Annotated in this window: 14 protein-coding genes; all 14 read right to left on the bottom strand. The window is 61.8% G+C overall.

The window, feature by feature from the left end:
- Positions 1-36: 36 nt before the first annotated feature.
- The 14 genes from LDZ27_RS00615 to mnmG all read right to left on the bottom strand — a co-directional run bounded on the left by LDZ27_RS00615 (position 37) and on the right by mnmG (position 13447).
- Positions 37-462, bottom strand: coding sequence for a F0F1 ATP synthase subunit epsilon (locus LDZ27_RS00615; protein WP_175938650.1), 426 nt, complete (start codon positions 460-462; stop codon positions 37-39).
- A gap of 125 nt (positions 463-587) precedes the next feature.
- Positions 588-1982: a F0F1 ATP synthase subunit beta gene (gene atpD / locus LDZ27_RS00610; RefSeq protein ID WP_244814868.1), complete on the bottom strand. Its 1395-nt coding sequence runs from the start codon at positions 1980-1982 to the stop codon at positions 588-590.
- A 44-nt stretch (positions 1983-2026) separates the two neighbouring features.
- Positions 2027-2911, bottom strand: coding sequence for a F0F1 ATP synthase subunit gamma (gene atpG / locus LDZ27_RS00605; RefSeq protein ID WP_244814867.1), 885 nt, complete (start codon positions 2909-2911; stop codon positions 2027-2029).
- Between the two features lie 67 nt (positions 2912-2978).
- A complete protein-coding gene (atpA, locus tag LDZ27_RS00600; protein ID WP_244814866.1) occupies positions 2979-4520 on the bottom strand; it encodes a F0F1 ATP synthase subunit alpha in 1542 nt (513 codons plus the stop codon).
- Between the two features lie 57 nt (positions 4521-4577).
- A complete protein-coding gene (locus LDZ27_RS00595) occupies positions 4578-5120 on the bottom strand; it encodes a F0F1 ATP synthase subunit delta (RefSeq protein ID WP_244814865.1) in 543 nt (180 codons plus the stop codon).
- Positions 5121-5122: 2 nt separating this feature from the next.
- The gene (locus LDZ27_RS00590; protein ID WP_244814864.1) at positions 5123-5593 is read right to left on the bottom strand and encodes a F0F1 ATP synthase subunit B; all 471 of its coding nucleotides are present in this window, start codon (positions 5591-5593) and stop codon (positions 5123-5125) included.
- A 136-nt stretch (positions 5594-5729) separates the two neighbouring features.
- A complete protein-coding gene (gene atpE, locus LDZ27_RS00585; RefSeq protein WP_244814863.1) occupies positions 5730-5999 on the bottom strand; it encodes a F0F1 ATP synthase subunit C in 270 nt (89 codons plus the stop codon).
- 89 nt (positions 6000-6088) lie between these two features.
- On the bottom strand, positions 6089-6940 hold the full coding sequence (gene atpB / locus LDZ27_RS00580; RefSeq protein WP_244814862.1) for a F0F1 ATP synthase subunit A: 852 nt from the start codon (positions 6938-6940) through the stop codon (positions 6089-6091).
- Positions 6941-7113: 173 nt separating this feature from the next.
- The gene (locus tag LDZ27_RS00575) at positions 7114-7638 is read right to left on the bottom strand and encodes an ATP synthase subunit I (protein ID WP_370653403.1); all 525 of its coding nucleotides are present in this window, start codon (positions 7636-7638) and stop codon (positions 7114-7116) included.
- Positions 7639-7914: 276 nt separating this feature from the next.
- Positions 7915-9051, bottom strand: coding sequence for an SLC13 family permease (locus tag LDZ27_RS00570; RefSeq protein ID WP_370653336.1), 1137 nt, complete (start codon positions 9049-9051; stop codon positions 7915-7917).
- A gap of 14 nt (positions 9052-9065) precedes the next feature.
- A complete protein-coding gene (locus tag LDZ27_RS00565) occupies positions 9066-9965 on the bottom strand; it encodes a ParB/RepB/Spo0J family partition protein (protein WP_244814861.1) in 900 nt (299 codons plus the stop codon).
- Positions 9962-10777, bottom strand: a complete 816-nt coding sequence (locus tag LDZ27_RS00560; protein ID WP_244814860.1) for a ParA family protein — start codon at positions 10775-10777, stop codon at positions 9962-9964. The genes LDZ27_RS00565 and LDZ27_RS00560 overlap by 4 nt, the downstream gene beginning before the upstream one ends.
- Positions 10778-10838: 61 nt before the next feature.
- Positions 10839-11489: a 16S rRNA (guanine(527)-N(7))-methyltransferase RsmG gene (rsmG, locus tag LDZ27_RS00555; RefSeq protein ID WP_244814859.1), complete on the bottom strand. Its 651-nt coding sequence runs from the start codon at positions 11487-11489 to the stop codon at positions 10839-10841.
- Positions 11486-13447, bottom strand: a complete 1962-nt coding sequence (gene mnmG / locus LDZ27_RS00550; RefSeq protein ID WP_244814858.1) for a tRNA uridine-5-carboxymethylaminomethyl(34) synthesis enzyme MnmG — start codon at positions 13445-13447, stop codon at positions 11486-11488. Before mnmG ends, rsmG begins: the two co-directional genes overlap by 4 nt.
- Positions 13448-13584 lie beyond the last annotated feature (137 nt).

The raw sequence follows: 13584 nt of genomic DNA, 5'->3' as shown, positions 1-13584 counted from the left end.
CGAAGGCTGCTTCTTCACGACTTTACTGCACGGCGCTCAGTGCTTCGCGTGCGCCTTGCGCAGACGCTGGATTGCTGCGAGCTGGGCCGCCGCATACGCGAGTTCCGCTTGCGCGGTCGCGTATTCGAGTTCGGATGCGTTGTTCTGCATCGCCTCTTCTGCGCGCTTTTTCGCTTGCTCGGCTTTCGCTTCGTCCAGATCGGCGCCGCGAATGGCGGTGTCGGCGAGAACGGTCACGATGCCTGGCTGGATTTCGAGAATCCCGCCGGCCACGAACACGAACTCTTCCGAACCGTCTTCCGCTTCGATGCGCACCGCGCCCGGACGAATGCGCGTGATGAGCGGCGTGTGGCCCGGCAGAATGCCGAGTTCGCCGGATTCACCGGGCAGCGCGACGAACTTCGCCTGGCCGGAGAAGATCTGCTCTTCCGCGCTGACGACGTCTACTTTGATGGTTGCCATTTAGGTCGACTCCTGTCGACGAGCGCTCGCGCTTCTACGCTTACGCTCGTCCCATGCTAGCTACGTCAGTGTCATTCGTGAACGCCAGCGAACCGCGCTGGCGTCCTCTTCAAAAACACCCGACCTTACTGGATCTTCTTGGCCTTTTCGAAGGCTTCGTCGATCGTGCCGACCATGTAGAACGCCTGCTCCGGAAGGTGATCGCACTCGCCATCGACGATCATCTTGAAGCCGCGAATGGTTTCCTTCAGCGGCACGTACTTGCCCGGCGAGCCCGTGAACACTTCGGCAACGTGGAACGGCTGCGACAGGAAACGCTGGATCTTGCGCGCACGGGCGACCGACAGCTTGTCTTCCGGCGACAGTTCGTCCATGCCCAGAATCGCGATGATGTCGCGCAGTTCCTTGTAGCGCTGCAGCGTCTGCTGCACGCCGCGCGTGATCGAGTAGTGCTCTTCGCCGATCACGTTCGGGTCGATCTGACGCGAGGTCGAATCGAGCGGGTCCACGGCCGGGTAGATACCCAGCGATGCGATGTCACGCGACAACACGACGGTCGCGTCGAGGTGGCCGAAGGTCGTAGCCGGCGACGGGTCGGTCAAGTCGTCCGCAGGGACGTACACGGCCTGAACCGACGTGATCGAGCCAGTCTTCGTCGATGTGATGCGCTCTTGCAGCTTACCCATTTCTTCAGCCAGCGTCGGCTGATAGCCCACTGCCGACGGCATACGGCCGAGCAGAGCGGACACTTCCGTACCCGCCAGCGTGAAACGGTAGATGTTGTCGACGAAGAACAGCACGTCGAGGCCTTCGTCACGGAAGTGCTCGGCCATCGTCAGACCGGTCAGCGCGACGCGCAGACGGTTGCCCGGCGGCTCGTTCATCTGGCCGTACACCAGCGCGACCTTGTCGAGAACGTTCGAGTCCTTCATTTCGTGATAGAAGTCGTTCCCTTCGCGGGTACGCTCGCCAACACCCGCGAACACGGAGTAACCGCCGTGTTCCTTCGCGATGTTGTTGATGAGTTCCATCATGTTCACGGTCTTTCCGACGCCGGCGCCGCCGAACAGACCGACCTTGCCGCCCTTTGCAAACGGGCAGATCAGGTCGATAACCTTGATGCCGGTTTCGAGCAGCTCGGTCGACGGCGACAGCTCGTCGAACGACGGCGCCGTCTGGTGGATCGAGCGCAGCGTTGCGGCTTCGATCGGGCCGGCTTCGTCGATCGGACGGCCGAGCACGTCCATGATGCGGCCGAGCGTCGGCTTGCCGACCGGCACGCTGATGGGCTTGCCCGTGTTCTTGACCATCGTGCCGCGGCGCAGGCCGTCGGAGGCACCCAGACAGATGGTGCGGACCACGCCGTCGCCCAGCTGCTGCTGGACTTCGAGCGTCAGTTCGGTGCCTTCCAGAATGAGCGCGTCGTAAATCTTCGGCATTTGCGCACGCGGAAATTCCACGTCGATAACGGCGCCGATGCACTGTACGATCTTGCCTTCTACCAAAGCAGTAGTACTCATCGCATTTCCTTTAGATACTGTGTTCTTTCACGCGGTCAGCAAAATCAGACCGCAGCGGCGCCGCCGACGATTTCCGACAACTCTTTCGTAATCGCGGCCTGGCGGCTCTTGTTGTAGACGAGCTGCAGTTCGTTGATCACGGTCTTCGCGTTGTCCGACGCCGCCTTCATCGCGACCATGCGCGCCGATTGCTCGGACGCCATGTTTTCCGCGACCGCCTGATAGACGAGCGCTTCGACGTAGCGTACGAGCAGGTCGTCCACCACGGTCTGCGCGTCCGGCTCGTAGATGTAATCCCACGACGTCTTCGGCGTTTCGGCTTCGCTCTCCTGCTTGCGGAAATCGTCGACCGACAACGGCAGAAGCTGCTCGATCACCGGCTCCTGCTTCATCGTATTGACGAAGCGCGTGTACGCCAGGTACACCGCGTTGACCTTGCCTTCCGAGTACAAGTCGAGCTGCACCTTGATCGCGCCGATCAGCTTTTCGAGATGCGGCGTGTCGCCCAGTTGCGTCACTTGCGACACAACCTTCGCGCGCAGGCGGTTCAGAAAGCCGAGCCCCTTGCCGCCGATCGCCGACGCCTCGATGGACACGCCACTCTGGTCGAGTTCCTTGATGCGGTTCAGCGACGCACGCAGGATGTTCGTGTTCATGCCGCCGCACAAACCCTTGTCGGTCGTGACGAGGATCAGGCCGGCCGTCTTCGCACCCTCGTTTCTCACCATGAACGGGTGACGATACTCGGGGTTCGCCGCGCTCATGTGCGCAGCGATTGCACGGACCTTGTCGGCATACGGACGGGCGGAACGCATGCGCTCCTGGGCGCGGCGCATCTTCGATGCGGCGACCATTTCCATCGCTTTCGTGATCTTGCGCGTGTTCTGCACGCTCTTGATCTTGCCGCGAATTTCCTTCATTCCAGCCATTGCTTACTCCCTGATCGAAGCCGCGCGATGCCTCTTTTTAGCATCGCGCGATGCCTCTCTATCCCGATCAATAAGCGCCCGACTTCTTGAAGTCCTTCAGCGCGGCATGCAGTGCGCCTTCGTCGTCCTTCGACAAGTCTTTATTGTCTTCGATGCGCTTCACCAAATCGGCATGGCTCGTCTTCAGGTATTCGCGCAGGCCCTTTTCGAACGGCAGCACTTGCGCGACTTCCAGATCGTCGAGATAGCCGTTGTTGGCCGCGAACAGCGCCACCGACAGTTCCCACACCTGCAGCGGTTGATACTGCGGCTGCTTCAGCAGTTCCGTCACGCGGCGGCCGCGCTCGAGCTGCTTGCGGGTGGCTTCGTCGAGGTCGGACGCGAACTGTGCGAACGCTGCCAGTTCACGATACTGCGCGAGGTCGGTACGGATACCGCCCGACAGCTTCTTCACGACCTTGGTCTGAGCCGCGCCACCGACGCGCGACACCGACACGCCCGCGTTGATCGCAGGGCGGATACCGGCGTTGAACAGGTCGGTTTCGAGGAAGATCTGGCCGTCGGTGATCGAGATCACGTTCGTCGGAACGAACGCGGTCACGTCGCCGGCTTGCGTTTCGATGACCGGCAGCGCCGTCAGCGAGCCGCTCTTGCCCTTCACTTCGCCGTTGGTGAACTTCTCGACATACTCTTCCGAGACGCGAGCCGCACGCTCGAGCAGACGCGAGTGCAGATAGAACACGTCGCCCGGATAGGCTTCACGGCCCGGCGGACGGCGCAGCAGCAGCGAAATCTGACGATACGCCCATGCTTGCTTGGTCAAGTCGTCATAGACGATCAGCGCGTCCTGGCCGCGGTCGCGGAAGTACTCGCCCATCGTGCAGCCGGCATACGGCGCGAGGTATTGCATCGCGGCCGATTCCGAAGCCGAAGCCGCCACGACGATGGTGTAAGCCATCGCGCCGGTTTCTTCGAGCTTGCGCACCACGTTCATGATCGACGAAGCCTTCTGGCCAATCGCGACGTAGATGCAGATGAGGTCCTTGCCCTTCTGGTTGATGATCGCGTCGACAGCGACGGCGCTCTTGCCGCACTGACGGTCGCCGATGATCAGCTCGCGCTGGCCGCGGCCGATCGGCACCATCGCGTCGATCGACTTCAGGCCGGTCTGCACCGGCTGCGACACCGACTTACGCCAAATCACGCCCGGCGCGATCTTTTCGATCGCGTCGGTCATCTTCGCGTTGATGGGGCCCTTGCCGTCGATGGGGTTGCCGAGCGCGTCGACCACGCGGCCGATCAGTTCCGGACCGACCGGCACTTCGAGAATGCGGCCCGTCGTCTTGACGATGTCGCCTTCCGTGATGTGCTCGTACTCACCCAGAATCACGGCGCCGACGGAGTCGCGTTCGAGGTTCAATGCCAGGCCGATGGTGTTGCCCGGAAACTCGAGCATTTCGCCCTGCATCACGTCCGACAAGCCGTGGATACGCACGATACCGTCGGTCACGGAGATCACGGTGCCCTGGTTGCGAACGTCCGCGCTCGCTTCAAGGCCCTGGATCCGGCTCTTGATCAGCTCGCTGATCTCAGAGGGATTGAGTTGCATTATTCGCTCCTGATAGTCAATTCTGTTGCGTGCCAGCTAAGGCGCTTCCAAGAAGCGTCAGGCGGTGAGCGCCGTCTGCATGCTGGCGAGGCGCGCGCGGACCGAGGTATCGAGCACTTCGTCGCCGACCGTCACACGAACGCCGCCGATCAGCGACTGATCGATTTCGACGATCGGTTTCAGCTTGCGCGTGAACTTGCGTTCGAGGCTGGCGACCAGGTCGTTCAACTGTGCGCCTTCGAGGGGGAACGCGCTCACGATATGCGCGTCGGCCGCACCTTCACGGGCGTTCTTCAGCTCGTCGAACTGGACGGCGACTTCGGGCAACAGCGGCAGACGATGGTTCTCCACCAGCATGCGCACGAAATTCTTCGCCTGAGCGTTGCCTTGAGCCAGCGGCGATTTCACCGCGGCGAGCAGCAAGTCGGTGATCTGCTCGCGGCTCACCTTCGGGCTCGAGGCGACCGATTCCACTTCGGGCAGACGCGCAACCTGTGCCAGCTCCTCGACGAAGGTGGACCAGCCCGCGAGATCGCCGGTTTCGGCCACGCGGAACAGCGCTTCTGCGTAAGGACGAGCGATGGTTGCAAGTTCGGCCATGATCAGAGCTCGGTTTTGAGTTGATTCAGCAGGTCGGCGTGAGCCTTCTGGTCGACTTCGCGACGCAGAATCTGCTCGGCGCCCTTGACGGCCAGCGCCGCGACTTCGGCGCGCAGGGTTTCGCGAGCCTTGACGATTTGCTGGTCGGCGTCCGCCTTCGCCTGCGCGACGATGCGCGCGGCTTCGGCTTGCGCGTTGGCCTTGATTTCCTCGGCGACGGCTGCCGCACGCTTTTCGGCGTCAGCGATGCGCTGCTGGCCGTCGTTGCGCGCTTGCGCGAGTTCCTGGTCGACGCGCTTGTGCGCCGCTTCGAGTTCCGCCTTGCCCTTGTCGGCGGCGGCGAGGCCGTCGGCAATCTTTTTCGAGCGCTCGTCGAGGGCGTTGATCAACGGCGGCCACACGAACTTCATCGTGAACCACGCGAGGATCAGAAACACGACCATTTGCGCAAACAGGGTTGCGTTGAGATTCACGGTGTTTCCTTAAACGTTGCTTGATCGGAGAGTGGAACGATCAAAAGGCGCTAACCGGCAGTTGTGCTCGATCAGCGCCTCATCCCGTTCCGCTTTGCGTCTTGTCAAAAAATCAGACGCTCGCTTCCGAGGAACCTCAGGCTACGAGACGCGCGAGCAGCGGGTTCGCGAACGCAAACAGCATGGCCACACCAACGCCGATCAGGAACGCCGCGTCGATCAGACCAGCCAGCAGGAACATCTTGGTCTGCAGCGGGTTCATCAGTTCCGGCTGGCGGGCGCATGCTTCGATGTACTTGCCGCCCATCAGGCCGATACCGATACAGGCGCCGATAGCACCCAGGCCGATGATGATGCCGATACCAACGGCGGTCAGACCCTGGATGTTGGCGATGAAAGCGTTCATGTTCACTCCTTTGATTAAAGACTTTGGAACTGGATTTATAAAAATTGAAACTTCAAACCTAAGCGATTCTGGACCTGCGGCTCACGCGCTCAGTGAGCGTCGTGCGCCTGACCGATGTACACCAGCGTCAGCATCATGAAGATGAATGCCTGCAGGAACACGATCAGAATGTGGAAGATCGCCCAGACCGTACCCGCGACCACATGGCCGATAAAGCCAAGTACAGAGGCGTCCGCGCCGAAGTGCCACATGCTTCCGAGCAGCGCGATGAGCAGGAACAGCAGTTCGCCGGCGTACATGTTGCCGAACAACCGCATGCCGAGCGACACCGTCTTGGCGACGAACTCGATGATGTTCAGCGCGAGGTTGGGGATCCAGAGAACCGGATGCGCGCCGAACGGAGCGGACAGCAGCTCGTGCACGAAGCCGCCGGCGCCCTTGATCTTGAAGTTGTAGTAGATCATCAGAATGAACACGCCGAGCGCAATGCCGAGGGTGCCGTTGAGGTCGGCCGTCGGGACGATGCGATGATGCGGCAGGACATGTTCGAGACCGAGCCAGCCGATCACGCGGCCGGGAAGATCCACGGGAATGAAGTCGAGCGAGTTCATCAGCGCGACCCAGACGAACACGGTCAGCGCCAGCGGAGCGATGAAGCGGCGGCTGCCGTGGATCATCGACTTCGACTGGTCTTCCACCATTTCCACGAGCATTTCGATCGCGCACTGGAAACGGCCCGGAACGCCGGAGGTTGCCCGGCGAGCCGCGAGGCCCAGGATCACGATGGTCAAGACACCGCACACGATGGACCAGAACAGCGTGTCCAGATTCCAGACGTGGATGTCGAAGATCGACGTCTGCGGATGCGTGGAAAGATTCTGCAAGTGGTGCGCAATGTACTCGGACGGATCCAGAGCGTGCGTTCCTTCGCTAGCTGCCATATCGTTAAAGCCACCCAAATTGTCAAAAATCTTTCGCCGCCTTTCGCTTCCGAGCCGCCGCTTCGCGTCGCGGCTCCGGGCGAGAGGCCCATGTGCGGAAAGCGTTCCGCACGAATCTCATGCTACTTGCCGCTTCGCCTCGCCGCACTTACCTCGCACGTCATGGCAACGGCTCAGCGCCAGGCCATCGCGATCCAGTACGTCTTGAGCGCGACGATATATGTAACCAGCAGCGGCAGCCACAACGCGCTCTTGTACCAGACCGCGACCGCGACGAACATAGCAATCGTCGCTCCCATCTTCAGGCCTTCCCCGATCATCCAGCTCATGATCGTCTGCGTGCCGGCGCCTGCTTTCAGGCGCGCCGCGAACAACGCAGCCGGTAGCCAGCAGATTGCCCCACCTAGAAAGGCGGACAGCGCAGCATCGCCCGGCGGCTTGTAAAACAGCCACCACAACAGCGTCGCACCCAGGGACAAAACCATTTGCGCTGCCACGACGCGAAACGGCGTGACACGCGATGGACGACTCACCTCCGGGCCGAACAGCTTCTCTGCCTGATCCCGTGTGAGCGGAACGATATTGTTATCTTGCGCCTCGGCATCCCACGAGTCGCCCGACGAACCGCGCGGCTGTGTTCCGGTGGACTTGCTATCGCCGGTTGAGCGAGCGCTGGCCTGCATGTTTCGTTCGCGCATTGACGTCGCTTTCGCCTGAAGCACGGCGCCCGCGTTTTCTCGCGCGCTGTGATCGGCATTCAACCAAGAGTCCGGGGAATCACCTTGCGCTTTCGCGGCGCTTTCGAGGTGGCCTAGCTGATAAATCCGGGCGATTGTAAGCGATTGTTGTCACGGATTCAATAGTTTAGGTGTGTCAAAAGCCAAGCGGACGACGCCTAAAAGATGGTCTCGAAACCGAGATTTTTCTTGCGATTGCAAGCAGATTTTCAGATTGCGTCCAGGCGCCCGGACGCGTCAGACGAGCGCCCAGCCGATTGCCATCGCGGCGAAGAGGAACGGGATCGAAATCATGTGAAAGCGCATCCACATGCCCTTTTCGCCCGACAAGCGCACGGCGATCAGATTGGCGAGCGATCCGATCGCCACGCCGAAGCCGCCGACGCTCACGCCGAACGCGAGCGCGCGCCAGTCCTTCGAGAATTCGGCGAGCACGATTGCCGCCGGCACGTTGCTGATGCCTTGCGACAGCACCGCCCCGGCCGCGAATGCGCGCTCGGGCGAATGGATGCCGATGCGCGCGATTGCATCGTGAATCGACGGCAACGCGGCCGCGCTGCGCAGCACGATGAACATCAGCACGAAGATGAGCAGCAACAGCCAGTCGATCTTGAAGACCACTTCGCGTCGCCACAAGAGAAACGCCGCTGCGAGCGCGGCGAGTGCGGGGCCCGCGTGGTGCGCGTCCGCGAGCGCGACGAACACCGCAAATGCGACGACACTGACGCCGCACAACACGCGATCGACACGATGCTCTTCCGCATCGCCCGACAGGTCGAGCGGCGCCGCGTGGAACAAAACGACGGTCAGCACGAGCAATAGCGCCATCAACGCGGCGCAGAGCGGCAGCAGCGCCCACACGAACGCGCCGAACGCAACGCCACTCGCCTGCCAGAGGAAGAGGTTCTGAGGATTCCCGAGCGGCGTGAGGATCGAGCCGGCGTTCACGGCGAGCGCGATCACGATGACGAGCCGCTTGATCGGCAGCGGCGCGAGCTTGTTCAGCGAAAGCGCGAGCGGCACGACCGCGAACAGCGCGACGTCGTTGGTCAGCACGGTCGATAAACCCGCCGCCAGCCCGACCAGCAGCAGCGCCAGCCCGCGCTCGCCATGTATGCGATGCACGAGCCGATGCGCCGCCCACATCAGGAATCCTGACAATTCGATCGCTTTCGTGAGGATCAGGAGCCCGGCGAGCGTCAGCACCGTCTGCCAGTCGACGAGTCCGGGCAGCGACATCACCGGCCGCGGATGCGCAATCTGCACCACGACGAACGCGACGACGAGAATCGCGAGCACCGGCTCCTTGGCGATCGCCTTCCAGACGCGCGTCGGAAGATCGGGGCGAACGCCTTTCGCGTTGAACTCGGACAAGATAGGCGCGTGGCTCAGACGGCCGCGCTTGGCGTTTCCATCCGGCCGCGCAATTTAGTAAGGATTCCTTCGAGCGCATCCAGATTGCCGAAGTCGATCGTGACCTTTCCGCGCCCTCGTCCACCGACCTTGATCTTCACGCTCGCGGCAAGCAAATCCGACAGCTCTTCTTCGAGACGGCGCGTGTCGCGGCCGCCGTCATTCGCGGGGCGCGCTTTTGCAGGCGTCTGCTTGAGCGTCGCGGCGACGAGGCGCTCGGTTTCGCGCACGGACAGGCGGCGGTTGATCACATGATTCGCGAGCTGAATCTGCGTGGCGGCATCGACGGCGAGGAGCGCGCGTGCGTGCCCCATGTCGAGATCGCCGGCGAGCAGCATCGTCTGAACGGCGGACGCGAGGTTCAGTAGGCGCAACAGGTTCGACACCGCGCTGCGCGAACGTCCGACTGCTTCGGCGGCCTGCTCGTGCGTGAAACTGAATTCGTCGAGCAGACGCTGGATGCCTTGCGCTTCTTCGAGCGGGTTCAGGTCCTCGCGCTGAATGTTCTCGATCAGCGCCATCGCGGCGGCGGCCTGGTCGGGCACGTTCTTCACGAGCACCGGCACTTCGTCGAGGCCCGCGAGACGCGCCGCGCGGAAGCGCCGCTCACCCGCGATGATTTCGTATCGCTGGTCGTCGGTCGCGCGTACGAGAATCGGCTGCATCAAACCCTGCGCGCGAATGCTGGCGGCAAGTTCCTGCAGCGCGCCTTCGTCCATGCGCGTGCGCGGCTGATACTTGCCCGCTTGCAGCTTGTCGAGCGGGAGAACCGTCGGCGTGCCTTCGCCGCGAGCGGCTTCGGTAATGTCGACGCTGCCGCCGAGCAATGCGTCGAGGCCGCGGCCAAGACCCTTCTTCTTCATCACAGCGCTCATTTCGGTTCCTCCGACGGCGTTTCCTGCCGCATCGAATGGGTTTGCAGCCCGCGCACGCGCTCGATCATTTCCGTGCCGAACTGGATATAGGCCTGCGCGCCGCGCGAGGACTTGTCGAAGACGACGCCCGGCAGCCCGTAACTCGGCGCTTCGGCGAGGCGCACGTTGCGCGGGATCACGACGTCGAAGACCTTGTCGCCGAAATGCGCCTTCAACTGATCGGACACCTGCTGTTGCAGCGTGATCCGCGGGTCGAACATGACGCGCAACAAACCGATGACCTTGAGATCGCGGTTGAGGTTGGCGTGAATCTGTTTAATTGTGTTGACGAGGTCCGACAACCCTTCCAGCGCAAAGTATTCGCATTGCATCGGGATGACGACGCCATGCGCGGCGCACAACGCGTTCAACGTCAGCAGCGAGAGCGCCGGCGGGCAATCGATGAGAACGAAATCATAGTCGTCTTCTATCTCGGCAATCGCGCCTCGAAGAATGCGCTCGCGATTTTCCATATCGACGAGTTCGACTTCCGCGCCGGCCAGTTCGCGGTTCGCGGGCAGCACGTCGTAACCGACAGCCTCCGGACGAACGCGGGCCTCGCGCAGCGTCACGCCATCGACGAGCACTTCGTAAATGGTGTTCTCGCAGGCCGCCTTGTCGACGCCGCTACCCATCGTGGCGTTGCCCTGCGGATCCAGGTCGATCAGCAACACACGCTGCTTGAGCCCCGCGAGACTCGCCGCCAGATTGACTGCGGTGGTCGTCTTTCCAACGCCGCCCTTCTGATTTGCGACGCAGAAGATTTTTGCCATCGTTTAGTGTCCTCGTTTCTTCGCTGTCAGAAGATCAGCGGGGCTGGATCGGTACGAACACTCAGGCATCGAAGGCCACTTCGACCAGATGCCGCTCGGCGTCGAGCATCGGCACGGCCAGGCGCTCGATGCCGACGACCTTCGAACCTGCTGGCAGTCGAGCTACTTCCGCATCGGGCTTGACGCCCTTCATCGCCAGGATTCGGCCGCCGTTCGCAACCAGATGACGCGAAAGTGTAACGAAATCCGAGAGGTCTGCGAATGCGCGCGAGACGATTACGTCGAATTTTTCTGGCACTTCGACGCCCGCCTGCAGATTCTCGACGCGACCGGTTACGACAGCAAGATTGGCAAGCCGCAACTCCGCTTTCACCTGCGATTGAAATGCCGTCTTCTTGTGGACGATATCGTTTAGCGTCACGCGGACATCGGGCAGCGCGATGGCGATCACGATCCCCGGCAATCCTCCGCCCGAACCTACGTCCAGCACCGTCGATGCGTTACGCGCCGTCACCGCCGGGACGACCGCGAGCGAGTCGAGGATGTGCTGAACCAGCATCTGTCGCGGATCGCGAATCGCCGTGAGGTTGTAGACGGCATTCCACTTGCCGAGCAGCGCGACGTAATCCAGAAGTTGCCGCTTTTGCGCCTCGGATAGCGCGACGCCGAGTTCCGCGGCGCCAGCATCCAGTATCGGGGCGAGGTCTGTCATTGCGCGGCCGTCTCGCTGGAAGCCTGCGCACCGCCGTCCGCTGTCTTGCCTCGACGTCCGAGGCCTCGCTTTAGGTGGACCATCAGCAGTGAAATCGCAGCGGGCGTGATGCCCGAAATGCGCGATGCCTGCCCGATCGTCTCTGGACGATGCTGATTCAACTTCTGACGCGCTTCGTACGACAATCCGCGCACTTCGTTGTAATCGATGCCTTCCGGCAGACGCGTGTTTTCCTGCGCCCCATTCCGCACGATTTCATCGGCTTGACGGTTAATGTAGCCTTCGTACTTCACGCCAATTTCAATCTGCTCTTTGATCTGGGCAAGAAGAACCGGATCATCGCAAAGGGGCGCTTCGGAGCCACTGCTGCCGTCGCGGAGTGCGCAGATTCCGTCATACGATACGCCGGGCCGTCGCAGCAAATCGGCCAGACTGTATTCGTGTTCGATCGGCTTTCCGAGCAGCGCCGTTGCCTCCTGCGGAGACAGGGTCTTGGGATTCACCCAGGTCGTGCGGAGACGCTCTGTTTCACGTGAAACAGCGTCGCGCTTGCGGCTGAACGCGTCCCACCGCACGTCGTCGACAACCCCGAGGTCTCGCCCGATTTCCGTCAGCCGCATATCCGCATTGTCCTCCCGCAGCGACAGCCGGTACTCGGCGCGGCTCGTGAGCATTCGATATGGCTCGGAAACACCGCGCGTTACGAGATCGTCGACCAGCACGCCAAGATATGCCTGATCCCGGCGAGGCGACCACGCTTCCCTGCCCTGTACTTGCAGTCCCGCGTTGATGCCCGCCAACAGCCCCTGCGCGGCGGCCTCTTCGTAACCGGTCGTTCCGTTGATTTGACCGGCAAAGAACAAGCCGTTGATCGCTTTCGTCTCCAGCGACGCCTTGAGCGCGCGGGGGTCGAAATAGTCGTATTCGATCGCGTAGCCAGGCCGAAGAATGTGCGCATGTTCCAGACCGTGCATCGATCGGACGAGGTCGAGCTGCACGTCGAACGGGAGACTCGTCGAGATGCCATTCGGATAGAACTCGTTCGTCGTGAGACCTTCCGGCTCAAGGAAAATCTGATGCGCGTCTTTCGATGCAAACCGATGGATCTTGTCCTCGATCGACGGACAGTAGCGCGGCCCGACGCCTTCGATGACGCCGGTGTACATCGGCGAGCGATCGAGTCCGGACCGAATGATGTCGTGCGTCCGCGCGTTGGTATGCGTGACCCAGCACGGCATCTGACGTGGATGCTGCTCCACGCGCCCGAGGAATGAGAAGACCGGAATCGGGTCGAGATCGCCCGGCTGTTCTTCGAGCCTCGAAAAATCGATGGTTCGCCCGTCGATTCGCGGCGGCGTACCGGTCTTAAGACGCCCTTGCGGCAGCTTCAACTCCTTGAGCCGCGCCGAGAGCGAGACGGCGGCCGGATCGCCCGCGCGACCGCCGACGTAGTTGTTCAAGCCCACATGAATCTTGCCGTCGAGGAACGTGCCGGCCGTGAGAACCACGGCGCGCGCGCGAAAACGCAGTCCGACCTGTGTCACCGCACCAACTACGCGATCGCCTTCGACCATCAAATCGTCGACGGCTTGCTGGAACAGCCACAGATTCGGCTGATTCTCCAAGCGATGACGAATGGCCTGCTTGTACAGAAGCCTGTCCGCCTGCGCGCGTGTCGCACGGACAGCCGGTCCCTTCGACGAGTTGAGGATACGAAACTGGATGCCCGCCTCGTCCGTGGCGGCGGCCATTCCGCCGCCCAGCGCGTCGACTTCCTTGACGAGATGGCCCTTGCCGATGCCGCCAATCGACGGATTGCAGCTCATCTGGCCCAGCGTCTCGATGTTATGTGTCAGGAGGAGCGTCTTGCAGCCCATTCGCGCCGAAGCAAGGGCGGCCTCAGTGCCCGCGTGACCGCCGCCGACGACGATCACATCAAATTCTGTGGGAAAAAGCATTGGAGATTTCGTGTGCGAACGACACGAACCTGAAGAAGGATATCGCGAGATTATATCGGTTTCCTGTCTCCCGATTTTGTCTGCCAAGCCCGCGCGAAAAAAACGGCATGTTTCACGTGAAACATGCCGCTTGAAAA

The sequence above is a fragment of the Caballeronia sp. Lep1P3 genome (genome assembly GCF_022879595.1).
Taxonomy (GTDB): Bacteria; Pseudomonadota; Gammaproteobacteria; order Burkholderiales; family Burkholderiaceae; genus Caballeronia.
This window is presented reverse-complemented; position numbering and strand designations above follow the sequence as displayed.

Coding starts and splice junctions, on each gene's coding strand:
- LDZ27_RS00615 (WP_175938650.1), bottom strand. CDS start 462: ATGGCAACCATCAAAGTAGACGTCGTCAGCGCGGAAGAGCAGATCTTC.
- atpD (WP_244814868.1), bottom strand. CDS start 1,982: ATGAGTACTACTGCTTTGGTAGAAGGCAAGATCGTACAGTGCATCGGC.
- atpG (WP_244814867.1), bottom strand. CDS start 2,911: ATGGCTGGAATGAAGGAAATTCGCGGCAAGATCAAGAGCGTGCAGAAC.
- atpA (WP_244814866.1), bottom strand. CDS start 4,520: ATGCAACTCAATCCCTCTGAGATCAGCGAGCTGATCAAGAGCCGGATC.
- LDZ27_RS00595 (WP_244814865.1), bottom strand. CDS start 5,120: ATGGCCGAACTTGCAACCATCGCTCGTCCTTACGCAGAAGCGCTGTTC.
- atpE (WP_244814863.1), bottom strand. CDS start 5,999: ATGAACGCTTTCATCGCCAACATCCAGGGTCTGACCGCCGTTGGTATC.
- atpB (WP_244814862.1), bottom strand. CDS start 6,940: ATGGCAGCTAGCGAAGGAACGCACGCTCTGGATCCGTCCGAGTACATT.
- LDZ27_RS00575 (WP_370653403.1), bottom strand. CDS start 7,638: ATGCGCGAACGAAACATGCAGGCCAGCGCTCGCTCAACCGGCGATAGC.
- LDZ27_RS00565 (WP_244814861.1), bottom strand. CDS start 9,965: ATGAGCGCTGTGATGAAGAAGAAGGGTCTTGGCCGCGGCCTCGACGCA.
- LDZ27_RS00560 (WP_244814860.1), bottom strand. CDS start 10,777: ATGGCAAAAATCTTCTGCGTCGCAAATCAGAAGGGCGGCGTTGGAAAG.
- rsmG (WP_244814859.1), bottom strand. CDS start 11,489: ATGACAGACCTCGCCCCGATACTGGATGCTGGCGCCGCGGAACTCGGC.
- mnmG (WP_244814858.1), bottom strand. CDS start 13,447: ATGCTTTTTCCCACAGAATTTGATGTGATCGTCGTCGGCGGCGGTCAC.